Origin of the sequence: Paenibacillus andongensis, assembly GCF_025369935.1 — a bacterium.
Classification (GTDB): Bacteria; Bacillota; Bacilli; order Paenibacillales; family NBRC-103111; genus Paenibacillus_E; species Paenibacillus_E andongensis.
On sequence record NZ_CP104467.1, the window covers coordinates 6,224,646 to 6,250,423 of the forward strand.

Sequence of the window (25,778 nt, forward strand, 5' to 3'; positions counted from 1 at the left end):
GTCATCACTCTAGTCAGAGTTTAACGAAAGGGGATTTTAGTCCTAGCTTCACGCTTATCTTTCGGTTCTAATTTAAAATCACAGTCGTATAAGCAGGCACAGTGAGCTTATTTCCATCCATCTTCCAACCTTTTTGAGTGAACAACTTAACCTCCTTAAACGCACCATTCTCTTTATCTTCTCCTAGGTCGATCGTTTGTTCCTTCCCAGAGAAGTTGTGAACGACAAGCAGCTTCTGCTTATCCGTTGCTCGAATGAAGGTGGTAACACTGCCATTACCGGTCATATATTTACCAATGCCCCCATTTCTTAAGGCATCTTCCTCGTTTCGCCACTGGATCATCTTTTTGTAATGGTTCAACAGAGAATTGGTGTCCTTCAGTTGAATCTCCACACTTGGTGCATCATCCTTGTTGTAACGTGAAGCTTCCCAAGTCGTCTGCCCGCTACCTGACTTACCGTCCTCATTCCAGATCATAGGCTCTCGTAGATATTCGTCTGGCTTGACCCCCTTCATACCGATTTCTTCCCCATAGTAAATAAACGGATTACCCGGGAGGGTCAAAAGAATCGCAGCAGCCATCTTGGCATGGTCCATGTTACCCTTTAGCTCTGACATTACTCGATTTTGATCGTGATTAGATAAGAAAGGCGCATCAATAAACGTACCATTGGAGCTTTTTGCATATAACTCATAAATGCGACTTAGGAAAAACGCGACATCCTCCGCTTTCTCTGAATCGGCAGCTGTAATGAGCTTTTTCGCCAGATCGAAATTAAAAGAAGAATTGAACTTATCCAAATAAGGAGCAATTACGACAGGACTATCCCATACTTCTCCGATGATATAAGCATCTTTATTGACTTCATTCATCCCAGCACGGAATTCCTGCCACCACGCTTGGTTCTTCTTAACGGTCTCTGGAGTGGATTGCGTTGAATTGAAATCACCGTAAATGTGCTTAGCCGCATCTAATCGGAAACCATCCATCCCCTGCTTCAACCAAAACTGGCCTACTTTCACCATTTCCTTCCGGACATCAAGATTGTCGAAATTCAAATCCGGCATCCCATCCCAAAATATACCGAGATAATTCGACCCATTCAAGGAATGCCATGGTTTAGCTCCGGCGGCTCCATCACCTGGCATCTTATCATCCGCTCCCGCCCACGTATACCAGTTACGATAAGGACTGCCAACTCCCTCTGCTGAGGAAATAAACCACGGGTGCTTAGAGCTGGTATGATTCACAACAAGATCCATGATGACCTTTATTTTGCGCTTATGCGCTTCGTCCAGCAGCTTCTTCATATCTTCCAACGTGCCATATTGCGAATTAATGCCATAATAATCGGTCACATCATAACCGTGGTAGCTAGGTGAGGGATTAATCGGCATTAGCCAGATACCGCCAATCCCTAGGTCCTTCAAGTAATCAAGCTTAGAAGTCACCCCATTTAAGTCACCGATACCGTCGCCATTAGAGTCTGCATATGAACGCACAAAGATTTCGTAATAAATGTTGCCTGGTTGTTCGTCAATGGATTTGGCCGTTTTTACGCCGGAACTGTTACGCGCTGTACTTATTGGGCTCTCCGGAGACGTTCCATTAACTGCAGGAGCCACATCCTTGCTGCACCCAACCGCGAATAGAAGCATGGCCATCAGCAGCCAAGCTATCTTTATTAAATGACTCATACTATCATTCCTTTTAAATATAAAGTTGGCCCCCTAACGGAGGCCCCAGTACTATTTTGAAACTACTATATTCTCCATAGAACTAACCCTTGCTAGCCCCAGCAGTAAGACCTTCAACGAGGAATCGCTGTAGGTAAATAAACAAACAGGTAATCGGAACTGCGATAAGCACCGAGGCAGCTGCGAACATGGTAAAGTTACTATTTTGGAAATTCGCAACCATATCCCACAAGCCAACAGCCACCGTCCACTTTTCTTTCGAGCGAAGCACTAATCGGGCGAAAATGAAGTCAACCCATGCCCCATAGAATGTTGTCAACGAGATATAAGTTAGCATCGGACGAGACAATGGAATAATGATCCGACTAAAAATCGTAAGGTTACTTGCCCCGTCGATCCGTGCAGCTTCTTCCAAGCTTCTTGGAATCGTATCGAAAAATCCTTTAACCACAAAAGTTCCTGCTACAGGCGCCCCTGCGGTATATACCAAAATCATAGCGGCATGCGTATCTAACAAACCTAACTGGAATAACAAAATAAAGATCGCAATCATACTCATAAAACCAGGGAACATCCCAAGAATCAGGAGAGTGGTCAAAATATTTTTTCTGCTGCGAAAACGGAAACGCGATAGGGCATACCCACTAAGCGTCGTAAGCAGTGTACCGAAAATCATGCTGAAAATCGCAATTTTGAATGTATTCCAATACCATTGACCAAACAGAACACTTTTCGATTTGAATAGTTCCGTATAATGTACAAATGTAATTTTATCAGGAATGATGGAAGGGCTATATAAAGAGCTGCCCGGCTTTAATGAAGAAAGAATGACCCAGAGAGCTGGATAAAGACAGCAAACTGCAATAATCACTAGAAGCACATAACTGATTAACAAGCGTACAAAAGAGCCTCTTATTTTATTGATACTCATTGGATCATATCCTCCTCTTTGAAAGCTCGGGTTCTGCGGTAATTCCATATCGAGAAGGTCGCGATAATAACAAAAATAATAATCCCAATGGCCGATGCCATGTTGTACTTATTATTGTTAAGCGTCAACTTATACAACCATGTTACTAGCAAATCCGTTGCTCCCGCATATTGATAATCACCTTTAACAGGGTCGCCGTTGGTTAATAGGAAAATAACGTTGAAATTATTGATATTCCCCGCGAATTGCGTAATGAGAATAGGTGCTGTCGAGAATAAAACCATCGGTATGGTAATGATGCGAAACTTTTGAAATGTCGACGCGCCATCCACCTCTGCGGCTTCATACATATCCCTTGGAATCGTTGTCAAAATCCCCATGATAAGTACCATCGAAACGGGAATACCTACCCACATATTAACAATGATAACCGTTACTTTTGCCCAAAAGGGGTCTGTCAGCCAAGGTACCTTGCCTAAGCCGAATACCGCTAAATACTGATTAATGGGACCGAATTGCCCGTTAAATAAATTTCTCATCACCAAGAGTGAAATGATTTGAGGAATGGCATAAGGAAGGATGAAGATGGTACGCCAAAAGGTTTTAAATTTAATGCCTGTTTGTTGGATGAGCAAAGCCACGAGCAGCCCGCCAAAATAAGTGGTGACTGTCGCCAATATCGCCCATATCACTGTCCAAGTCAGTACGCCGAAAAAGGTGTGACTCCATGTTTTGAGCGTTAGCAAGTCGGTAAAGGTTTTAAACCCAACCCAGTCTACCAGCTTTGCAGGAGGAATGTGTTCGGGAGCGGAAAAGTTCGTAAACGCAATCATAATCATAAAAATAATCGGCATAATCGTCAAAAACAAAATACCAATGCCAGGAATCGTTAATAAGATCTGTGCAAATTTGAAGTTTAGGGCATGTCTAACGCTCTCACCAAAGGTCGCTGCAGGCTTTCCTTGATCTCTAAGCTTCCCTGTGCGATAAGCATCTTTCCATACGATGACATAAATAAATAGAAAGATGAGTAAGAACATGATCGTAATCAAGCCCTCAATTAACAAGAAAATCGAGTGATCTCCTGCTACGTTTTTCGTTATTTTATCAACGACCACTTGGCGTGTTGCTGCGTCCCCTAATGTGAAAATCCCCCAAAGCGCATGAGCGAGATTCTTTAAAAAATAGGACATCCCTATTGCTTCTATCACAAGGAATAGTATTCCCTTGATGTACTGTCGGTTGTAAAGCTGTCCTGTCCCCATGATTAGGAGGGATAAAACGGCAGCTATACGACTGTGTTTGCGCATAATTGAATCCTCCCCTTTCTCCTACAATGTTAGAAATCACCCGCCGAACGGTTCGACGGGTGAAATTAGAGTTTCCTTTATCGAAACTTACACTTACGCTTACTTAGCGCCAGATGCGTCTTTAATTTGTTTCACTGCATTTTCCAACGTTGCTTTTGGATCTTTACTGTCATTCCAAATTTCCCCGAGTGCGCCGCCGATCGGTGTCCATACGTTCCCCATTTCAGCGATGGAAGGCATAGCTTGAGATGTTTTGAACTGCTGCAAGAAAGCGGACACGATCTCATCACCCTTAACGCTTGGATCTTCTGCTACTGCTTTATTAGCCGGCAAGGATCCGACTGTTTTATACTCTAATAACTGTGCTTTCTGATCTGAAGCGAATCTTGCGAATAAACGAGCAGCGTTAGGATATTTGGAGTAAGAGTTCACATACCATGCTTTAATTCCCGCGAAGGATACAGCTGGTTTACCATCAATAGCAGGGAGTGGTGCTACGCCAAACTTAATACCGGATTTCTTGATATCACCAATCGCCCATGGACCGTCAACGTTCATGGCAAGCGTACCGCCAGTGAATAATCCTTTTTTGATGTCGTAGTTCACGTCACCGGATTTCAATGGTAGAACATCTTTCTTCACCGAAGCGAAGTAAGCCGCTCCTTTAACCGCGCCTTCGTTTGCTAAGCCGATGTCGTTTTTGTCAGTACCGTTTTTCCCGAATACATAACCGCCTTGAGCAGACAGAAACGGATAACTGAAGTAGAAGTTTCCGATATCCCACATGTAGGCATACTTATTTTTAGCCGGATCATTAAATGTTTTTGCAAATGTTTTTACTTCATCCATGGTCTTAGGAGCTTGTGGAATCAGGTCTTTGTTATAGAACATTGCGTAGGTTTCAACGGAACGTGGGTAGCCATAAAGCTTCCCTCCGAATGTGGTACCTTGAATGGCAACATCCGAGTTTTCTTTCGTTGTTACATCGCCATAGAAGTCGTTCGGAAGAACAAGACCAGCAGCTACTGCTTTACCAAGGTTATCGTGCGGGAATACAACAACGTCCGCCCCGATTCCAGCAGGACCGTCATTCGTTAACTTGTTAACTTGATCACCTGCGCCTACCTCATCCATTTTGACTTGAATGTTGTATTTAGCTGTGAATTGCTTAATGATTTCATCCATGAATGGACGCCATTCTTTGGCTTCCCAGACGAGTAATGTTGCGCCAGCTTCCGGCTTGATGTCTTCTGATGCCGCCGGTGTTGCAGCTGCTGCTGTTGCTGTCGCTGCTTTCGTTGCCTCAGGTGCCGCTGATGCAGCAGTATTATCGGTGTTAGAGTTGGACCCACACCCCGTCAGTGCTGCTACTAAGGATGATGCCACAAGTAAAGATGAAACTTTCTTCATAATAAAAATGCCCCCTTCAATATGTTGATTCCACGTAATTCCCGCTTTACACCACTTGTGCAAACGTTTGTACAACTTTCAATAGAAATCGTGACAACTCAATCATCGTTGGATTTTCGATGTCACTTTCACGTTAATCACAAGCCTAAAGCATGTGTAAGCGCTTCATTCATGGAGTTATTATATCTGAAAATTTTTATTCAAGAAAACGTTTGCACTATTCAAATTCAAGGAATATAGGCTATATTATCAATAAAAGCACGTAATTTCACACTAATCCTTACTTTTTCACAGGATTACATCCTTACTTCTATTATAAATCAATGCGCATTTGCAAACTTATTTCGTAAATTGGACGGTACGATTGATTTATTCTTGTGCAACTTGTGCAAAGTATATTTACTTCAAAGTTCGTATCAGTTAACATAAGCCATATATCTACCTAGGAGGTTGCCGTAAGATGTCCGTTACGATTATTGACGTAGCCAAAAAAGCGGGAGTCTCACCGTCCACTGTATCCCGCGTTATATCAGGACATCCGCGTATCAGTCCAGCGACCATTCGTAAAGTAAAGGATATTATGTCCGAAATGGGCTATCATCCCAATGTGATGGCGAAGAGCCTTGTGTCCAAAACGACACAGACCATTGGAATTCTCCTGCCTCGATCCGCGGAAGAACTCTTCTTGAATCTATTCTTTTCAGAAATCATTCGCGGCGTCGTTACACAATCCACTCGCAGCGGCTATGATTTAATGATGACCACAGGCACAACGGAGAGTGAGGAAGTCGAAGCTGTCACTAGACTTGTTAAAGGACGTAGAGTTGACGGCATCATTTTGCTGTATTCCCGTAAATCAGATCCCGTTATCTCCTTCTTACAAGAAATGAAATTTCCGTTCGTTCTTGTTGGTCGAAGCGAAGACTATCCAGATGTGCTTTCTGTCGATAATAATAATGTGCTTGCTGCCTATGATGCTACACGTCACCTCATTGCCCAAGGTCATAAACGCGTTGGCTTCGTAAGCGGTCCTCCGAATCTTATTGTTTCGAAGGATCGTATGGAAGGATATGTACAAGCTATGAGAGAAGCAGGCCTAGAGATACAATCCGAATGGATTGTCGAAGGCGAGTTTCTTCAAGAGAGCGGATATCGAGCGATGTCTTTTTTTATGAGTCTGCCGGAACGTCCAACAGCTCTTGTCGTCATCGATGATATCGTTGCTTTCGGTGTACTTCGCGGGTTAACCGAGCTTGGTTTTAAAGTCCCAAACGATCTTAGCTTGGTTGGTTTCAACAACATTTCCATGTCAGAGCTGTCTTCACCACCGATTAGCTCCATTGATATCGGTATCTATCAACTCGGATATACGGCTTCGCAAACGTTAATTAAAGCAGTAAAAGGAGAGACGATTCACCATAACCACATTATCATTCCACATCGATTAATGGCTCGGGAATCCTCACTTCTTTCCATACACAATTAAGGAGTTGCTCGACATGAATCAAGACAAAAAACCTTATTTAATCGACGCCATCGCTGGAAACTCAAGATTTCTAGCTTCTCTTGGCCGAACTGGTCGCTTGTTTCGCTTATGGTGGCCCCACATTGATTACCCTCAACATGTTGATGAAATTCGTACCGGCTTGTTCATAGACGGGATGAGTAACGAAACGAGCTGGTTTGACAGCAGCGAAGACGGCTGGCAGCATGCCGCTGGGTATGTGGATAGAACCAATATTTTCCGTGTGAAATCAAAGTCCACACAGCTTCCTATTGCTGTTGAATCCTTAGACTACGCCGTACCCCAAGAGGATATTTATGTTCGTCACTATCGCCTGACAAACCATGGAACAGAGCCAGTCTCCTTCCAATTCTTGTACTACTCGTCATTCCGCTCGATGGAAACTTCGTACTACCATACAACCCAATTCGATGAATCCATAGATGCATTGACCCATATGCGGCATGCTTATATTTTTTCGCTTTCCAGTTCAAACGTTTGCACAGGTTATCAAGCAGGTCATGCTTGGTCTTCCGCGCAAATGGGAATACTCAACGGAAACCAAATTGACATGACGCCAGATGGGGCCTTAAGCTGGCGATTCAATGATGTTCAGCCTGGTGAAACCGCCGAACTCCCTGTGTATATAGCTGCAGGCTCAACGCGTCAAGAAGCAGCAGACGTGCTGATTAAAGCCAAAAGTATGCCTGCTTCGCATTGGTATGAGCTGACGGTTTCCTACTGGCAGCAATTTTTGGCGAATACCGTGCCAGCTCCTAAGGCATCAGATGCCATTCGCGAGCTCTATGAGCGCTCGCTGCTCACAATGAAGCTGATGTCCGACGAAAGCAGCGGCAGTGTTGTGGCCGCGCCTGAGTTCGACGAAGGCTTCACCCGCTGCGGCGGCTATGCGTACTGCTGGGGCCGCGACGCCGCCTTCATTACGACAGCCTTCGACCGTGTCGGGCTGACGGACCTGTCCACTCGCTTCTACGAGTGGACGCTAACTGCCCAGGACGCCGACGGGTCCTGGCAGCAAAGGCACTACCATGACGGGCGCCTTGCGCCGTCATGGGGACTCCAGATCGACGAGGGCGCGTCGATCCTGTGGGGGATGTGGCAGCATTACAGCCACATCCAAGATCCGGCCTTCGCCGAGCGGGTATGGCCCGCCGTGGCGAAGGGAGCCGGTTTCCTCGTCAGCTTCCTCGACGAGGAAACCGGTTTGCCTGCGCCAAGCCGCGACCTCTGGGAGGAGCGCTTGGCGGAGCACACGTACTCGGCAGCGGCCGTGTACGGCGGGTTAACCGCAGCAGCCGCGTTCGCGCAGCTGCGTGGCTTTGAAACCGAAGCGGCCGCGTGGACGAAGGCCGCTGAAGGGATTCAGCACGCGATCAGCGAACGCTGCTGGAACGAAGACCGCGGCTCCTTCCATCGCGGACTGAAGCTCGCGGTTAGCGAGCAAGATTACCGCGAAGCCAACGCGAGCGGTGTATCAACTTCCATCGCTGTGAATGCGAAGGGATACCCATCCTTTATGCTCGAACACGACTCCATCCTCGATATCTCTTTGCTTGGTATTTCCGTTCCGTTTGGTGCTGTCTCTATCAACGACCCAAAAATGGTACAAACAGCCGAAGCAATTGAACTTGCGCTGACGGTGCCAGGCGTGGGTGGTATCAAACGCTACGAGAATGATCACTACATCGGTGGGAATCCTTGGATTCTGACCACACTTTGGCTGAGCCATTACCGCATAGCTCGTGGACAGTACGACGAAGCTAGAACGCTGCTGCAATGGGCCGTAGACCACCGTACGGAAATGGGCTTATTACCTGAACAGATCGACAAAGTGTCCGGTGAAACCGCATGGGTCGTTCCTTTAACTTGGTCGCATGCGATGTTTATCCTAGCCGTTTCTATGCTTTCTGAAGTAGATCAACTGCAAGCTACTATCACCACTAATGTCGAAAAAATACAATAATTTGGCAAAAAATGGGTAGTTTACATCAAAAAAGGTTTAATTCCTGTACAAAAAAAACTCTGCCTCTGCCTCAGGTCCTTGGTGTAACCCATTCTTTTGTGCATAGTGAGAGATGGATGTGGGTTCCAAGCGCTGTTGAAGTCGTGTTATTTAAATGAATTAGGCAGTAATTACACGACACAACTGTTACTTGGCGAGTTTCTTTGCAAGGGACTACTCGCTGCTCTCCGGTGTACAAGAAGACTTTAGCGTTTTGCAGCTGCATCCCCTTAGGGCTTCACTAACGTACGTGGAGAACGATTATTCGCTCAAAGTCCACAATAACTGCGAAAGTGCAGGTATTTTGTTAAAATCGTTTGAATAGAGGAAACGCCTGCTATTATGCAGGAATTTTTAGCTTTTCTATCCTGAAAATTAAAAAAAGACTGTAAAAGCCTGCACGTTTGCAGGCTTTTACGAATAGGAGCTATTCAAAGAAAAAAAGCATGTATAATTGCAGATTTACCATAATCGCAGTCACTTCTTCTCGTTAAAGTTCGCTCCAACCCAAAACATATTACAAAAAAAAGACAAATGAGCAAAATCTCTCATTTGTCTTTTCCTTGTTTTTATGAAGCAGACGAAGCTACATCATCCTCATCCGCACTTCCGCTATCCGTGCCTTCAAGGAAGAATTGAACAAGCTTCATATGCTTTTTCAGCGATTTCTCGTGGATAAGATTGATCTTACCGTTATCCAACGCGCCAAATACGTAGATTAATTCCTCATTGTCGTGCGACCAATCGAAGCCTTCCAGAAGCTGTAAAGAATTCGTCCATTCTTCGTTGTATTCTCCGTTCGGGAATAAGAAGCGATTGGCATACAGCGCAATACTTTCTTGAATCACACGATTGGCCGATGTATACTGCGCCAAGCCTGGTTGCTCTGGCATCATCGGCAGGATCGTATTAAAAAATTGGTGCAATATTTCTACATACGTCGATGGATCGTGGCGAATTTTGCGCTGAAGCTCATAGGATGGCTGCATTCTGCCAGAAAAAAGCATCGTCGCCGTCGCATATAACCAGCTGAAACACGTAAAGTTACGATTGAACGAAGTCAAGTTGTTGCGACGCTCAACACCGGCTGCTTTGAGATACACATTATGATCGACAACCTGTTGAATAACCAGATTTAACGGATCGATGGAATCGAAGGAATGACCAAGTTCTTTGCTCACCAGCTGGACTTTAGAGTTAATATCGCCGAACAACTGCTGCTCTTCTTCCTCTGTTAAGCCAATATAAATTTGCACAGCAAGCTGTGTTTCCATCAAATCCAGTCGTCTTCCCTCAAGCTGATTAATCGTACCTTCAGTCTCCTCAACCTCTTGCCTAATTTCAGCATCTTCTGGAAACTTCCGTTGCTTGATCTTTAACACCACTAATTTCTTCTCGTAACGTCTAACTTCTTTTTGCATTTGATCATTCACATAGCCTAGCGCTAGAATACGATGCTGACCGTCCAAAATAGACAGCTTGGAACCATGCTTGAGAAGGAATTCCTTCTCGCCTTTGGACAGTTGATTCACTTCACGCAAGGACAGCGTAACAGGTCCGAAGAACACATGATCGAGCTCACGCTCCTGCAAATAGGTGGAGATTTTACGTCTTTGCATGTTGCTCAGCTTACGCTGCACCATAGGGTCAATCATCGTATAATTCAGCAAATCCTGAACGCGTAAAGCTACAGTTGAAAGTCCGAACTTATCGCAAAAAGGATGAATGGTCATCTTAAGGCGTAATCCTTCCATTAGCTCACGTCCTCCTTGGAATTGTAAGAATCGGCATCGCTGATAAGAAATGCATTCTGATCTTGATAAAAGTTTTTGATATAGTTGTAGGCTTTCATAATGCGAGTCCGTCTCGGCAACCGATCCTTCTCTTCTCCCGCATAAATGTTGTTCCAATTCACATGAGGAAGTATTTTCAATACGTGCTCAAGTGCATAGCGATTAAATTTACCTGGTTTCGTAGCTTCTTCATGCATAAACATGGCTAATGCAATTTGGATGTTCTCAGACCATACGATTTCACCCTTAGCTGGTTCTGGCAAGTAATTCAGCAAGCCATTGAAATAGGTACCCGCCAAGGAAACAAGATCTTGCAGTTCTTTATCCTCATATTGATAACCATTATTACGCGCTGCTGATTTCATTCTGCCTTCGAACAAAGCAATCAATATTTCGATTAGCAAGTGATAGGAGAACAAATACTCAGGTGACTTCCCGCGTTCAGAGAACATATCTACAGTCAGCTTCTGCATGGCTGGTGCTTTGGCTGCAAGCTCCGATGCAGCAACGTGATAGAATCTGCGCTGATCGCGAAGTACCGCCAGGTTGCCGCCAAGCTTGCGCGGAAGCTTGTTAATGTCGGAGAATAACTGACGCTCTTGACGAGCATTAATGTCCAAATAGGTCATCGTTGAGATAGGGAACGCGTACAAACGGCGCAGCTTCTCCGTGATCTCTTCCATCTTGTCGTACTCACGACGATCCTTGGCACGTGCCATTTGACTTTGCAACGTCTCCATAATGCGTTGGAAAGCGGCCAAACGATGCTGACCATCCACGACATACAATTTCTCAATCGGCTGCAAGCGAAGTGCTTGCCCCTCTTCGTCATAATGACCTGCACCTCTTGCCGAGAAAATGATTCCCGGGAAATAAATAGGCTGGCGATCTTCTAAATACAAATTAACGTAATCAATGAGCTTAGAAAGATTACGCGGAATAATCGCACGTTGAACTTCTAAATCAACTTCATAGATTGAAAATAGTTTGCTCATGGGCAGTGTAGCAGCAATTGTTGCTTGCCCAAAAGTTTGCCCCAAAATTCCGGGAATTTCTACGAACGATGAAGGCTTCTGCTCAGCTAAAAGCTCAGATAATGAGGAAATGGCATCCATATGCTTACCCCTTTCAACTAATAAGTTTTATTTCAATACTTAAACATCTATATGTCTCTCATTCTCCTATTTTTACCAAAATCTCTAATTTTCATTCTAATGTACGAAGCCAATCTCCTATGCGCTTTGCCGCCTCAAGTAATCGACCCTCTTCTTGTACCAATGCAATTCGTACAAAGCCTTCTCCCTCGGCCCCGAAAGCGTCTCCAGGAATAACGACAACACCGGCATGATATAACATTTCCCGGGAAATTTGTCGAGATGTCCATCCTTTTGGAATTGGAGCCCATATAAACATTGTTGCCTTGGGTGGTGGTATGATCCAACCCGCTTCCGCTAGCGCCGAGATAAAAACATTTCGTCTTCTTTCATACACATGGGCAACGGAGTGATTATGCGCCATGTCTTCCTCTAATGCTGCAATTCCAGCCGCTTGAATGGCACTGAACACACCGTAATCGATATTGGATTTCAGCGTTTTAAGAGCATTCACGGCGCCTGTGTTTCCAGTTAGGAAAGCAATTCGACAACCTGCCATATTAAAACTTTTTGACAGTGAATGAAACTCGACAGCAACCTCCTTAGCGCCTTCTATCTCCAAAATGCTGATAGGCCGATAGCCGTCAAAAGCCATTTCGGAGTAGGCAAGATCGTGTACGACAAGCAAGTCATGCTTCTTGGCATAGGTAATCAAATGCTCAAAGAAAGCGCGATCTGCAACAGCAGACAATGGATTGCTTGGATAGTTAAGCAGGATGAATTTCGCCTTAGCAGCCACGTCTACTGGAATGTCCTCTAATTGGGGTAAAAAGTTGTGTTCTGCGCGCAGCGGCAGCAAGTAAGGTGCGACTCCCGCTAGCACGAGACTTGCCGAATATATGGGGTAACCTGGATCAGGGACAATGGCAATATCCCCAGGATCACAGAGTGAAAGCGCTAAGTGAGCAAGACCATCTTGTGAGCCCATCAGAGTCAATATTTCACTTTCCGGACTCAGCTCCACACCGAATCGATAGCTGTACCATCTGGCTACTGCTTCTCGAAACGCCAAACTTCCTTCAGAGGTTGGATAACCGTAATGCACTGGGTTACGAACGGCTTCTGTAATCGCTTCAATAATTCGATCAGAAGGAGGTAGATCAGGACTTCCTATTCCTAAATCTATGACGTCTACCCCTTGGTTCATAACCTCTCTCTTCCAATCTGCTACTTCTGAAAAGATAGCCGATCCTAGTTGACTAAGTCTCTTTGAGCCTGTAATTTTCATGGTTGATATCCTCTTTATGATGAATTCACTTCATATCATTAATTAATAGGGCGAGAACTGAAAAACATTAGCCGATAATGCCAACTTGATGAACAAGTCTTATCATATAAAGCAAAAACAAAACGAGCGCCAGATAAGCGATTCCGAATTTCCATCGTGTTTTCGCAGGGACTTCATAGTAAAGCTCCTGTATCCCTAGAGGTGTATAGTCCACTTTTACTTGCAGCCCTAAATAAAAACCATTCTCTTTCTGCATTCGTTCCACTTTGGTTAACTGAACTCTTTTGATGATGGATTGCTGAGGCAATAAAGCATGACCCTCGAACCCGATCCCTTGCCAGTACAACACAATGGTTTGTCTACTCTCTCCAGGGCCTTGTAAATCCGAGTAAGTCGTAAATTCTAGATCTCGTGTGTGATTTTCACCTGGAATGATATATCCCTGCTGGAGCAGATGATCAGCTCTAAAATCGAAACGAGTGGACACCGAAAGAAGCTCTTCTCGATTTCTGTATTTCACGTATTTTTTGTACAAATCCCAAGCAAACATGGCCCATATGATAAAGAAAATAAATTGACTTACACGACTATTGATATAGTAAATAAATACCAAACCGCCGATTAAACCAAGAATCCATAACCAACGAGTTACTGCTGTAGAAATACGCCCACCATCTAAAGGATGAATTGGGAGTAAATTAATTAAATTTAAATAGAATGCGGCGTAGGCAACCGAAACAATGACAGGAGAATCGATGTATACACCCAAACCAAAAGCGGCAACACCACCAATGGTCCCAAGAATAGGTCCCCCTATGCCAATAAACGCTTCTGTTGCAGCATCGGTAGGATTCTTTTTCATTGTAATCAGTGCTCCAAGAAAAGGAATAAATACGGGCGCTGAAACGGGAAGCCCCTTTAGCTTGGCAGCGAAAACATGACCGAGTTCATGTATGAGAATCATCAGAACAATGCCTATTGCAAAGGGCAGCGGAGCGAGATAGGCATAGGCCCAAATGGTAATGAACATCGAGATGATGGCTCCGCCAACTTTACCAAACTTTAGTAAGCCTAAGAGCAGCTTCCCTTGGGATAATAGAACAGCTATGAAACCACCAATGGCTAGTGGTGACTTTTTACCTGCTGGATTCTTCTTCTCTTCCAACTTAAAATCACCCCTTCGCCCATACTTCGTCATACTCTGCTTCCTTGAAGCCGACTGTTACTTTATGACCATCGGTTACGATCGGACGCTTAATCAACCTGCCGTTCGAAGCGAGCAATTCGAGCATTTGTTCTTGCGACATGCTGGGCAGTTTGTCTTTCAGACTCATCTCTTTATATACTTCTCCGGAAGTATTAAAAAACTTTTTGATTTCCAGACCGCTATCACGAAGCAGCTTAGCCAATTCCTTGGCAGAGGGCGGCGTTTCGAATAAAGGGACATTTTCTGTAATATCTACATGATGCTCTTTCAGCCACTTTAAGGCACTACGGCATGTCCCGCATTTATCGTAACAAAATACTTTTACTCCCATGATGTTTAAAGCTCCTTTAAGTCTAAGTTGAAATGAAACGAACTACTTAAAATTCTGAGGTAATTGATACGGAAAGTCAAGTTATAACAAAGAAAAACCATCCTGCAAAAGGATGGTTTCTGTTTATTTAGTTACTTTCGTGCAGCCATGATTGCAAAATAGTTAAATCCGCAGGCAGAGGAGCATGAAACTCCGTCCATTCCCTTGTTCCCGGATGGACAAATCCCAGTTTATAAGCATGAAGAGCCTGACGACCCAGTCTTCTACTTGCTTCAACTGCTGATAAACTCTGCTCAAACTCTGGAAGTGTATACATCTTATCTCCGAGCAGCGGATGTCCCAAATGGCGCATGTGCACGCGAATTTGATGTGTTCGTCCGGTTTCAAGCCAGATCCGAACTAAAGCGGCATGCGCAAATTGTTCCACGACCTCATAATGAGTTACGGCCGAATAGCCGTCAGCGGTAACGATACGAACATGCGGCTGTTCAGGATCCCGATCAATGGGTTCATTGATCGTTCCGCTTTTCGCTGTGACGACGCCCCACACAAAGGCTAGGTACTCTTTTTTCACCTGATGTTGAATCATCTGCTCCGATATTTGCTGGTGCACATAGGGCGTCTTTGCTATAGCCAATACACCTGACGTTTCTTGGTCAAGCCTATGCACAGGGCGGAAACGGCACGTAATGCCCGCTTGCTGCCAGTGATACACAACGCCATTGGCGATCGTGTTCAAATAATGTCCATGCGTCGGATGTACGATGATACCGGCATCTTTGGCTAGTATCAACAGATGCTCATCTTCATGCAGAATGTGCAGAGGAAGATCCTGAGGCAAGATATCCTCGGATTGCTCTTCTTCCATACGAATCTCTACACGATCGCCAGCCTTTACTTTAATATTGATGTATTGTCTAACCCCATTCACCGTTATGCCCTGCTCGGTCAACTTAATGCGGGATAGCAATTTGCGAGAGACCATCAATCTTTTTTGCAGCACCGTCTTTAGAATGAAGCCCTCTTCCTCCGGCGGTACGATATATACTAACGGTTCATAATAACTCATGATTTACGTCTAAACACCTCAGCGCTTCGCACATATTCCACATCCGTAATCCCTTCACGGTGATTCGCAGTGCGGGCAATGGTGAAGAATAAATCGGAAAGCCGGTTCAAGTATCTGCGGACTTCCGGATTGATTTCCTGTGTTCTAGCTAGCGTTACCACCCGGCGTTCAGCTCTACGGCATACGGTACGGCAAACATGAAGTGTGGATGAAACGGTACCGCCGCCCGGCAAAATGAATCGTGTAATATCCGGAGTTTCCGCATCGTATTTATCAATCCAAGTCTCCAGCATATCGACCATTTCGGCTGTTACTTTATATGGACGCAGCTCTTGCTTCAAGAGAGCAAGGTCTGAACCGCAATCAAACAATTCATGTTGCACCTGCAGCAAATCCGGGAGTAAATCAGGATACTTCTTAGGATCCATAAAACTCATCGCTTGACCCACATAACAATTCAGTTCATCTGTTGTGCCGTAAGCCTCAACACGATCATCGTCTTTATCCACACGGCCACCGATTACGCCTGTCTGCCCCGCATCACCAGTTCGAGTATAAATTTTCATTTTCAAACATCCTCCCTATTCCAAGGCTTTGATAATTCCATCATCTCATAAACACGCTGCATATCCAAGTGACTTCTTACATGGTCAGCCAGCCTATCAAAAGCAGCTTCTCTGCGTTCTTTGAACCGAAGGCCACCCTCAATTCGGGATAATCCTTTATGATTGCGAATACGATTTAACCAGGCTCTGCGGAAGTCATCATTATGCAATATCCCGTGTAAATACGTCCCCCAAACACGCCCATGATCCGCAGCTGCTCCGTCTCCGTGCAGATCGTTGTCAGAGCTGAGAGACTTAATCTGGAATGGGGTTACCATTTCTTGCAAATAACGCGTACGCCCCATGTGGATTTCATAGCCATCAATAACAATCTCAGTGCCATTTTCAGCAAAAAGAGTACTGCTTCCCTGAACTTGAACGGTTCGTTTTTCGGAAGTAAATACCGTCTCCGTTGGTAAAAGCCCTAGTCCCTCTAGCTCAGGATGATCGGATTCGTAGCCGTTTGGATCAAGCAGCTTGGCGCCCAGCATCTGATAGCCTGCACAAATACCTGCGACCCAACCATTCTCGTTTTGCGCGAAAACCTTCACTCGTTCTGCCAGACCAGATTCGTTCAAATGCCGTAAATCGTCCATCGTATTCTTGCTGCCTGGTAACAATACGACATCCGGTTCCCCCCACTCGGAAAGGTGTGTAATATAGCGGAAATGGACATCTTTCTCCTCTTGCAGAGGATCGAAATCCGTAAAATTAGAGAGGCGTGGCAAGCGAATGACCGCGATATCCAGCTGATCAGCCTGTTTCTCTTGAGAGCTCTCATTCCGTTTACTCTGCATGCGTTTGGAATCTAGTGAAGCTGAGTCCTCATCCTCAATGCCTAACTGCGGCAGATAAGGAATGACCCCAAGAACAGGTTTCCCCGTCCTCTCTTCCAGCCAATCCAAGCCCGGTTTCAGAAGACTAACATCTCCACGAAACTTATTAATAATAAAACCTTTAACCCGATCCCTTTCCACAGGTGTCAAGATTTCCAAAGTGCCTACGATTGAAGCAAAGACGCCTCCACGATCAATATCAGCAACGAGAAGCACAGGAGCCTCTGCCCAACCTGCAAGCCGCATATTTACAATATCGCGGTCCTTCAAATTAACCTCAGCCGGACTTCCCGCCCCCTCTAGCACCACGACATCATATTGACTGCGCAGCCGACTTAATGCTTCCTTCACAATCACTTCAGCCTGCGGCAAATAGGTCTCTCTATACGTCCTTGCATCTAAATCCGAGTATGGCTTCCCATGTACAACAACCTGAGCAACCATGTCTTGCTTCGGCTTTAGCAGAATCGGATTCATATCTGTTGTGGCTAAAATACGGCAGGCATCCGCCTGCACACCTTGTGCTCGACCAATCTCTTTACCATCAAAAGTAACATAAGAATTAAGGGACATATTTTGCGACTTAAATGGCGCCGTTTGCCAGCCGTCTTGAACGAGAATGCGGCATAGTGCAGCCGTTAGAATGCTTTTCCCCACGTCGGAAGCAGTGCCCTGGACCATCAGTGTTGCAGCTTGCATCGTCTTATTCGTCATCAGCTTGCCCCCGGTTCTGCATGAAATCGGCCATCATGTGACTTAACCCAGCTATTAACCGTTCATTGTCTTCGCGAAGACGAATTGCAACCCGGCAATAGCGTTTATTGAGGCCTTCAAAAAGGGAAGCATCTCGGATCAAAATCCCTTGATGCCCCAAATGCTTCTGGGCCATCTTCACATCGATACCCATCCGCTCAGGAAATGAAAAAAGCAAAAAATTCACATCACTAGGTACGACCTCAAGACCTAATTGCTCGAGCTGTTGGGTGAGCCATGGCTTCTCTTCCTCCAGCCACTGCCGGCTGGACTGCTCAAAGTGCTCATCATCAAGCACGGCTGATCCGATGCACTGAGCTAAATAGTTTACGCTCCACTGCACCTGAAGATGTTGAATTTGCCGAATCCTATCGGGGTGAGCCACCATAAAGCCTAAGCGTATACCCGGGATAGAATAAAATTTCGTCATCGAGCGGATGACGACAAGCTGCTGACTGGTGGAAGCAAGTTTGAGCAAAGAGTGTTCCTGCTCATTCGGTACAAAATCCATGAATGCCTCATCGAGCACTAATCTTCTGTTATCCTGGATAAGAATGTCCATCACCTGACGAGGAACCCGCTTCCCTGTCGGATTATTCGGATGACCTAGAAAGAACAAGTCCACCTCCGAATAAGCGGCTTCAATATCATGCTTCTGCATTTCAAAATCGTACGATGGCGATAGAGGGATGTTGTAAATACCGCCACCTGATTTATGAACCGCCTCCTCATATTCACTAAAAGAAGGCCTCGCTAATCCGGTCACAGAGGGCTTTAACACTCGCGCTGTCAGATCAATCAGCTCCGCTGCCCCGTTGCCAACCAGAATGCTTTCCACTCCGATATCATATTTCAAGGATAGCTTATTTCTCAGCTCACGCACGGCGGGGTCGGGATATTTGACCATATCGCGCCACCCGTCTCTGAGAATATGCTTCACGACCGAAGGAGGACCTAACGGATTCATATTCGAGCTGAAATCCAAGAATTGCTCCTTCGGACGGCCAAAGGCTTCTTCTGCCGTCCAGAGGTCGCCTCCATGCCCATAGCGTTCTAGCATGATATTCACTCCTTTCTCTGAAATATAAACATTTGAAGTAAAATCATTGATGCACCTTGAACTAACCGTTTTCATGAACACAGTTCGAATAGACATTATCCCAATTGCATATCGCTTCTTCAACGTTGTAAACCTACATGTGGGAAGTTGCGAAAATGGTAGTGCCCAACAAAAGTAGTGTTTCGAGAAGTTCGTTCAAGGCACCGTATGTATCTCCGGTTAAACCGCCTAATTTACGGCTTATATACGTGGCCAAAATCCATCCTGTTAAGATTGTGCCTATAGCAAAGCTAAAAATAATAGTTAAACCTTTGGTGAAGGAGAAAGATGTAACGCTAGAATCAGCTAGCCATGTGGAAAGTATTACGACTAAAAGCGTAGTTGCAAAGAGGGCTACTAAGCTAGACATAGTCACATGCCATTTGGTAACTCCGCGAAAAAAACTCCCTAATCCTGAGTCTCGCCGGGCATAGGGCCAGCCATGTATAGCTGCAACCATAAACCAACGACTCCAGATGGGAACGATGGCAAGTAAGATGCAAACACCGCCCATTCCGCCAGTATCAAGCAGGGTGTACAGTAGCGAAAATTTGAGAAGCAGATGGAGAAGACATACGATGACACCCATGGCGCCTACGCGGCTGTCTTTCATGATTTCTAGCATTTGCTCACGGGGTCTGTGGCTAAGAATACCATCAGCGGTATCCATTAGCCCATCTAGATGCAGGCCCCCTGTTAAGACGACCCAGAACCCAAGCAGCAGAACAGCTGCTGGCATCGCAGGCAGGACGAAACTTAACCCATTGCCTGCAAGGAGTAAAAGAAGACCGATGACAAAACCCGCTAGCGGATAGAATATCACGCTTCTTTGGAATACTCGGTCTGTATAGTCAATTTGCACAGGAATGGGCAAACGGGTTAAAAACTGAAAGGCTGCTATGCAAGCACGCAGCCAATCTAGTAAAACAGAACGAGTAGTATGCACAGCAATCCTCCCATCACTACAAAGCTGACGCCGTAAAGCATCCTCACGGCGTAGACGATATCCTGCTGCGTCCGTAGACGCAGCGGCCAGCCCAGGCGGGCGCGCTCACTCGCAGCGCCGCCATAGACGTTCAGCCCGCCCAGCTCAATTCCGAGTGCCCCGGCTACCGCCGACTCCGGAATTCCGCTATTCGGGCTGGGGTGCAGGTGCGCGAAGCGGCGAATCGCTGCCGCTGCGCGCTTCGCCGAGAGGCCCGGCTGCAGCAGGGCGACGAGGATCAACAGGAGGCCGGTCAGCCGAGCCGGGATCCAGTTCATAACGTCGTCCCAGCGGGCCGACGCCCAGCCGAAATGACGGTATCTGTCATTTCGGTAGCCGACCATCGAATCCAGTGTATTCGATGCCCGGTACAGCATCGCGAGCGGTGCTCCGCCGATCAGCGCATAGAACAAGGGCGCGATGACCGCGTCGACGATGTTCTCCGCTACGGTTTCCACGACCGCGCGCGTCAGTTCTTCCTCGCCGAGCTCATCTGTATCGCGGCCTACGATGTAGCCCGTGTACTTGCGAGCATCTGCAAGATTCCCTGTACGCAGCGGATTGTAGACAAGATAAGCGGCATCTTTTAGTCCTTTAATAGCAATCGTTGTGGAAATAAACCACGTAGAGACCAAGTATCCGAGCCACTCATGTACCGACCGAGCAGCAAGGATGAGCAGCAGCATCACGCTGAAGCTAAGCATTACAGTAGAAACTGTAAGCAGTACACCCTTAGCTCGCAGCCATCCAGACGAATTAACTGACGTCTCATTTCCTTTATGTAACTTGCCTTCTACCCAGCGAATGAAGCGTCCGATGAGAATAACCGGATGTGTCGGCCACTTCGGATCACCAATCAGCCAGTCCAGCACAATGGCAGCAGCCGTCATACTAACGATTTCCTGCCAAGAATATATCCACATAGTGATCACCGTTCTATACTTAAAGACTTATTATTCCAGTCGATTATTCCAATCGATAAGCTCTGCTTTTTAGCTCCATGGGTATGCCAACCGTGACAAGAAATACCTGCTCACATACCTCAGCTAAGCGTTGATTCATTCGTCCTGCCAGGTCACGAAAACGGCGGCCAAGCGGATATTCCGGCACAATGCCGTCACCCACTTCATTCGTAACCAAGATGAGATGTCCACTGTAGGAGGACACTGCTTCTACAAGCTCATCTATGCGTTTCATTACCTGAGTAGAAGCATCTGCCTCTCCCTCATGATGGAGCAACCAGTTGGAGAGCCAAAGTGTCAAACAGTCGACCAAGACCACGGCATCTTCCCCGCTCTCCTGCAGGTGAAGCAGCAGCTCGCGCAGATGGAAAGGCTCCTCCCGGGTATCCCATGGATACCCCGAGTCAAGCCTTATCTGCTGGTGCAGCTCAACCCGCTCCTTCATTTCCTCATCGTAGATGTGGGAAGTCGCAATATAAACCCCTCGCTCGCTGCCATGCATGGCGAGCTTCTCCGCGAAAGAGCTCTTGCCGCTGCGCGCGCCGCCCGTAACCAAAACCGCCATGGCGCCTTCGCCTCCTTATCAATGCTTACTGCGTAAGCTTGCCATTAACCGGCATGCCGCCATTCGTCTACCCCCGCGACACGCCTGCGCTTTCGAATGTCGCCATTTCCTTCATGATCTTGCCTGCGGCATCGATCAAGTTAAAGGCAAGCACCGCGCCTGTACCTTCGCCCAGGCGCATATCCATCTGCAGCATCGCTGCGAGGCCAACCGCTTCGAGCAGCTTCGCATGCCCCTGCTCCTGCGATAAGTGCGAGGCGAGCATGTAGGACGCGCTTAGCGGGGCTAATCGGCTCGCCACAAGAGCCGCTGCCGACGAGATGAAGCCGTCGACGACCACTGGGCAGCGATTCTTCGCTGCGCCAAGAATCACGCCAACAAGTCCGGCGATTTCCAATCCGCCGACCTTCGTCAACACATCGAGCGCATACTCTGCGCTTGATCTTCCATCTTCACTCACACGAAGTCCATTCACATCCAGCGCCTTATTCACAACAGACACTTTATGCAGCCATTTGCTATTATCAATGCCCGTTCCTCGGCCAACAGCCACTCTGGCATCTAAGCCCGTCAAAGCGCACAGGATCGCGGCGCTGGCCGTTGTATTGCCAATCCCCATCTCTCCCATAGCAAAGAGACGAAAGCCCTTTTCCACCAACTCGTCCACAACTTCTACTCCGGCTTGTATCGCCAACACAGTCTCATCCAACGTTAATGCCGCTTCACGCGCCATATTTCGCGTTCCTTTTCTTACTTTGCGAGAAACGAGATCAGGATGCTCTAGGTCAGCATTGACCCCCATATCGACACAGACGACTTCAGCGCCGGCATGCCTAGCAAGTACGTTGACAGCAGCCCCGCCGTAAAGAAAATTAAGTACCATTTGAGGCGTTACTTCCGCCGGGTATGCACTAATCCCTTCTTCACATACACCGTGATCTCCGGCCATTACGATAACCGCTTTTTTCTCAAAAATCGGCATCACATCGCCTGTAATTCCGGCAACCTGACGCGCAATATCTTCCAGTTTCCCGAGGCTTCCCTGCGGTTTCGTCAATTGATTCAAATGCTCATTCGCTTGGTTCACCACATCTTGATGAATAGGCTTAATGCTATCTATAATCGCTTGCATCTTATTCATGATTGTATCCTCCGATAGCTCATCTATTTTCCTGGCTGTAATAAAATTTGCGGCGCATCGTTAACGGGGTGCTGCAGGACAATCGGTTCTGTTCCATACACTTCGCTGATTAATCCGCTAGTAATGATTTCATCGGGTGTTCCTATCGCTGCAAGCTCACCATTGTGTACAACCATTAATCGCGTGCAGTACTGCGCAGCCAAGTTCAAGTCATGTAGGACAGCTACAACCGTCAACTCGGATTCCTGCTGCCATTCCTTGATGTAATCCATCATCTGTACTTGATATCCGATATCCAAGAACGTTGTTGGTTCATCCAGCATAAGCAGTCGCGGCTGCTGCGCCATCACTTTAGCAAGCGCAACACGCTGTCGTTCACCACCGCTGAGACGCTCGATTGTTCGATCAATCAGCGGTTCCAAATGCAGCTTCCGGACAATCCCCTCAATTAAACCTTCCGCATCAGCCGACTCCTCGCCAAGCCAATTTTGAAAAGGATACCGCCCCATTTCCACCACTTCACGGACCGTAAAGCCAACTGGAGGCAGAGCATCCTGCTGGAGGACAGCAAGCCATCTAGCCAGCTCTTTCCGTGAATAGGAGGATACTAACCGGCCATCCAAGTCAACACTTCCGTTTTTAACAGGATCGATCCCTGATATGAGACGGAGAAGCGTCGACTTACCGCTGCCGTTTGGCCCAATAATCCCAAAAAACTCACCCTGCTTGATCTCAAAGCTGACGTTCTCCAGCACTTGTTGTTCCCTAAAGCTTTGGGAAAGGTGCTCCACTTTAATCATCTTGATCAACCTCTTAACGTTTTCTTATCCTTGTGGAGCAAATAAGCAAAAAATGGCGCGCCCAGAAATGCCGTGATGACCCCAAGTGGAATTTCGGTTGGACTTAGCAGGGTACGGGCAAGTGTATCTGCCCAGAGGACATAAATACCGCCGCCAATTGCGGACAATGGAATAATCAATCGATAATCCGGACCAACCAATAGTCGTACTAAATGTGGCACGATGAGCCCAACAAAGCCGATTACACCAGCAACCGATACCGCAGCAGCAGTAAGAAATGTAGCTACAATAAGCACGATCAACTTCGTACGCTCTACATTCACACCGAGATGTGACGCCTGCCGCTCACCCAAAGCCAGTAAATTTAACGACCTTGCATAGCTAAGCAGCACGACAAAACCAATAATTAAATAAGGCGAAATGATATACGTATACGACCAACCTCGCATGGCCAAGCTGCCCATTAGCCAGAAAATAATTTCATTAATAACTTGGTTGGAAATAGATACCATGAAGGATACGATTGCCCCTAGAAAAGCCTGCATGACCACGCCTGATAAAATAAGCGTCTCCATCTTCAGCTTCCCTTCGATCTGAGCAAGCTTAAGAACCAGAAATAAAGAAATAAGTCCCGTTACGAAGGCAACAATAGGTATCGACCATTGCCCAAACCACGCCACTTGCAATCCAAAATAGATTAAAAATGCGGCTCCTACAGAAGCCCCCGAGGATACACCGAGTGCATAAGGATCCGCAAGTGGATTGCGCAGCACACCTTGAAAAGCTGCCCCTGCGATTGAGAGTGAGGCCCCTACAAGAATCCCCAGTAATACACGGGGAAATCGTACTTTATTGATGATTTGTTCCGACGACTGCGGCCAGGTGGCATCGATGTGATCTCCCAGCCAAGGGATATGCTTGGCGAGAATACTGGCAATTTGCAGAACCGGTAGATTAGCAGCACCTAGCGACAAGCTCGCCACAATAGAAAGAAGAAGGAGTATAACCCCTACTCCTCCCCACAGCATTAATTTTCTTTTCATTTTATTTCACCAGTTCGGGATAAATGCCTTTCGCCATTTCAAGTAATCCATCGGTCAGTCTTGGACCCGGACGGCTGAGCATGTTCTGGTCGAGGCCGACCACCTGCTTGTTCTTCACGGCATCAATGGTATCCCAACCACTTCTAGATCGGATAATTTCATCAAGTGGTTTCTTGCTCTTACTATCGACAACCCCATTGGCGAACAGAATTACACCTGGATTTTGTTGAATGATTTTTTCTTCACTGATTTCATACCAGCCATTTTTGTCTCCTGCAACGTTAACACCGCCAGAAATCTTGATCAATTCATCCATAAACTCGCCACTGCCCACTGTCCATCCCGGGGCAAATTCAATGTATACCTTTTTCTTGTTCTCTTGCTTCACGTCTTTCACTGCATTAACAACCTTTTGACGGTCCGCTTTCATCTTGGCAACCACTTTTTCCGCTTGCTCCTGATGATCCGTAATGATTCCGTACGTTTGAATATTCGCAATGGCATCATCCAATGTTTTCGGCTCCACTTTAAACACGTTGATATTCAAAGCACGCAGCTTTTCTACTGTATCGGGTTTCATCGAAACCCCCGTAAACACAACATTTGCGTTAGAAGCGATCACGGCTTCTTGATTAGGCTTCGTTATGCTGCCAAGTTTCGGCTTCGTTTTCGCCGCTTCTGGATAATCATCATAATCAGATACACCAACAATATTAGCTTCCAGCCCTATTGCAAAAAGGGCTTCAGTCTCTGCCGGGGACACCGATGCAATACGCTCAGGCGCTTTATCAAATGTAAACTCTTTGCCCGTAGCATCTTTTATTTTCAATGGATAGACCGTCTTTTTGGCTGCGGATGATGGTGCCGTCGTTGCAGCAGGAGCTTTGGTCCCTTCCCCGCCAAGCTTAGACGGATTAGTGATTTCCGTTTCCTTTTTACCGCAAGCTGCTAGACTCATTGCTGTTGTTAACGCTACTGTAAGAATAAGTGCTTTTTTTACTGAATTCTTTTTCATCTGGCAAACCCTCTCTCTAAACAATTTATGTCGATTGACCCTAACAAAAAAGCCCCTTTGTTCTCGAAGGAACAAAAGGGACGATAAATCGCGGCGCTCAGCAATATCTAGGGTAGCTTCCTGATTTAACGCGATCCTTTTCCTCGAAGGATGTCGTAAACGGCACCATGGGCAGGTATCCTGACTCTCCCGGCAGTTCATGCCAGGATTACAGTGGCGGGACCGCGCCGGACTTTAACCGGCTTCCCTTTTAAGTGGCAATCTCTTCGTAAGTGAGCTTACCAGCACCTATGGCTGCATGTTTTACTATCAATC

Annotated in this window: 22 protein-coding genes and 1 riboswitch; of the genes, 2 read left to right on the forward strand and 20 right to left on the reverse strand. The window is 46.4% G+C overall.

From position 1 onward, the window contains the following. Nucleotides 1-67: 67 nt before the first annotated feature. From NYR53_RS27820 to NYR53_RS27835, 4 genes are all read right to left on the reverse strand, one after another. The gene (locus NYR53_RS27820) at nt 68-1,699 is read right to left on the reverse strand and encodes an alpha-amylase family glycosyl hydrolase (protein ID WP_261302327.1); all 1,632 of its coding nucleotides are present in this window, start codon (nt 1,697-1,699) and stop codon (nt 68-70) included. Nucleotides 1,700-1,781: 82 nt separating this feature from the next. Beyond that, nucleotides 1,782-2,630, reverse strand: a complete 849-nt coding sequence (locus NYR53_RS27825) for a sugar ABC transporter permease (RefSeq protein WP_261302328.1) — start codon at nt 2,628-2,630, stop codon at nt 1,782-1,784. Next, complete coding sequence (locus NYR53_RS27830; RefSeq protein ID WP_261302329.1) at nt 2,627-3,940, reverse strand: ABC transporter permease subunit; 1,314 nt, start codon at nt 3,938-3,940, stop codon at nt 2,627-2,629. Before NYR53_RS27830 ends, NYR53_RS27825 begins: the two co-directional genes overlap by 4 nt. A gap of 99 nt (nt 3,941-4,039) precedes the next feature. Next, nucleotides 4,040-5,350: a sugar ABC transporter substrate-binding protein gene (locus tag NYR53_RS27835; protein ID WP_261302330.1), complete on the reverse strand. Its 1,311-nt coding sequence runs from the start codon at nt 5,348-5,350 to the stop codon at nt 4,040-4,042. A gap of 460 nt (nt 5,351-5,810) precedes the next feature. Between NYR53_RS27835 and NYR53_RS27840 the strand changes: the two genes are divergently transcribed. Both NYR53_RS27840 and NYR53_RS27845 read left to right on the forward strand, forming a co-directional pair. After that, nucleotides 5,811-6,836, forward strand: a complete 1,026-nt coding sequence (locus NYR53_RS27840) for a LacI family DNA-binding transcriptional regulator (protein WP_261302331.1) — start codon at nt 5,811-5,813, stop codon at nt 6,834-6,836. 13 nt (nt 6,837-6,849) lie between these two features. Then, nucleotides 6,850-8,838, forward strand: a complete 1,989-nt coding sequence (locus NYR53_RS27845; protein WP_261302332.1) for a glycoside hydrolase family 15 protein — start codon at nt 6,850-6,852, stop codon at nt 8,836-8,838. Nucleotides 8,839-9,446: 608 nt separating this feature from the next. Here the strand turns inward: NYR53_RS27845 and NYR53_RS27850 are convergent. From NYR53_RS27850 to NYR53_RS27925, 16 genes are all read right to left on the reverse strand, one after another. After that, on the reverse strand, nt 9,447-10,631 hold the full coding sequence (locus tag NYR53_RS27850; RefSeq protein ID WP_261302333.1) for a DNA sulfur modification protein DndB: 1,185 nt from the start codon (nt 10,629-10,631) through the stop codon (nt 9,447-9,449). Then, nucleotides 10,631-11,785, reverse strand: coding sequence for a DNA sulfur modification protein DndB (locus tag NYR53_RS27855; protein ID WP_261302334.1), 1,155 nt, complete (start codon nt 11,783-11,785; stop codon nt 10,631-10,633). The genes NYR53_RS27850 and NYR53_RS27855 overlap by 1 nt, the downstream gene beginning before the upstream one ends. A gap of 91 nt (nt 11,786-11,876) precedes the next feature. Next, nucleotides 11,877-13,052 carry an aminotransferase class I/II-fold pyridoxal phosphate-dependent enzyme gene (locus NYR53_RS27860; protein WP_261302335.1) on the reverse strand — a complete coding sequence of 392 codons (1,176 nt, stop codon included), beginning with the start codon at nt 13,050-13,052 and terminating at the stop codon, nt 11,877-11,879. A gap of 67 nt (nt 13,053-13,119) precedes the next feature. Then, nucleotides 13,120-14,217 (reverse strand): site-2 protease family protein, encoded by a 1,098-nt coding sequence (locus NYR53_RS27865; protein ID WP_261302336.1) that lies wholly within the window; start codon nt 14,215-14,217, stop codon nt 13,120-13,122. A gap of 7 nt (nt 14,218-14,224) precedes the next feature. Continuing rightward, nucleotides 14,225-14,590, reverse strand: a complete 366-nt coding sequence (locus NYR53_RS27870; RefSeq protein WP_437180098.1) for an arsenate reductase family protein — start codon at nt 14,588-14,590, stop codon at nt 14,225-14,227. A gap of 127 nt (nt 14,591-14,717) precedes the next feature. Next, nucleotides 14,718-15,659: an RluA family pseudouridine synthase gene (locus tag NYR53_RS27875; RefSeq protein WP_261302337.1), complete on the reverse strand. Its 942-nt coding sequence runs from the start codon at nt 15,657-15,659 to the stop codon at nt 14,718-14,720. Next, complete coding sequence (locus NYR53_RS27880; RefSeq protein WP_261302338.1) at nt 15,656-16,225, reverse strand: cob(I)yrinic acid a,c-diamide adenosyltransferase; 570 nt, start codon at nt 16,223-16,225, stop codon at nt 15,656-15,658. Before NYR53_RS27880 ends, NYR53_RS27875 begins: the two co-directional genes overlap by 4 nt. A gap of 2 nt (nt 16,226-16,227) precedes the next feature. Continuing rightward, nucleotides 16,228-17,814, reverse strand: a complete 1,587-nt coding sequence (locus NYR53_RS27885; RefSeq protein ID WP_261302339.1) for a cobyric acid synthase — start codon at nt 17,812-17,814, stop codon at nt 16,228-16,230. Beyond that, on the reverse strand, nt 17,804-18,913 hold the full coding sequence (cobD, locus tag NYR53_RS27890; RefSeq protein WP_261302340.1) for a threonine-phosphate decarboxylase CobD: 1,110 nt from the start codon (nt 18,911-18,913) through the stop codon (nt 17,804-17,806). The genes NYR53_RS27885 and cobD overlap by 11 nt, the downstream gene beginning before the upstream one ends. A gap of 133 nt (nt 18,914-19,046) precedes the next feature. Next, nucleotides 19,047-19,898, reverse strand: a complete 852-nt coding sequence (gene cobS / locus NYR53_RS27895) for an adenosylcobinamide-GDP ribazoletransferase (RefSeq protein ID WP_261302341.1) — start codon at nt 19,896-19,898, stop codon at nt 19,047-19,049. Then, nucleotides 19,871-20,860 carry an adenosylcobinamide-phosphate synthase CbiB gene (gene cbiB / locus NYR53_RS27900; protein WP_261306543.1) on the reverse strand — a complete coding sequence of 330 codons (990 nt, stop codon included), beginning with the start codon at nt 20,858-20,860 and terminating at the stop codon, nt 19,871-19,873. The genes cobS and cbiB overlap by 28 nt, the downstream gene beginning before the upstream one ends. Before the next feature lie 43 nt (nt 20,861-20,903). Beyond that, the gene (gene cobU / locus NYR53_RS27905) at nt 20,904-21,464 is read right to left on the reverse strand and encodes a bifunctional adenosylcobinamide kinase/adenosylcobinamide-phosphate guanylyltransferase (RefSeq protein WP_261302342.1); all 561 of its coding nucleotides are present in this window, start codon (nt 21,462-21,464) and stop codon (nt 20,904-20,906) included. Between the two features lie 67 nt (nt 21,465-21,531). Next, on the reverse strand, nt 21,532-22,605 hold the full coding sequence (cobT, locus tag NYR53_RS27910) for a nicotinate-nucleotide--dimethylbenzimidazole phosphoribosyltransferase (protein WP_261302343.1): 1,074 nt from the start codon (nt 22,603-22,605) through the stop codon (nt 21,532-21,534). A gap of 23 nt (nt 22,606-22,628) precedes the next feature. Then, nucleotides 22,629-23,405, reverse strand: a complete 777-nt coding sequence (locus NYR53_RS27915) for an ABC transporter ATP-binding protein (protein ID WP_261302344.1) — start codon at nt 23,403-23,405, stop codon at nt 22,629-22,631. Nucleotides 23,406-23,410: 5 nt separating this feature from the next. Beyond that, nucleotides 23,411-24,448, reverse strand: a complete 1,038-nt coding sequence (locus NYR53_RS27920) for a FecCD family ABC transporter permease (protein ID WP_261302345.1) — start codon at nt 24,446-24,448, stop codon at nt 23,411-23,413. 1 nt (nt 24,449) lies between these two features. After that, a complete protein-coding gene (locus NYR53_RS27925) occupies nt 24,450-25,463 on the reverse strand; it encodes an ABC transporter substrate-binding protein (RefSeq protein ID WP_261302346.1) in 1,014 nt (337 codons plus the stop codon). A 153-nt stretch (nt 25,464-25,616) separates the two neighbouring features. Next, a riboswitch (cobalamin riboswitch) is annotated at nt 25,617-25,770 on the reverse strand. Nucleotides 25,771-25,778 lie beyond the last annotated feature (8 nt).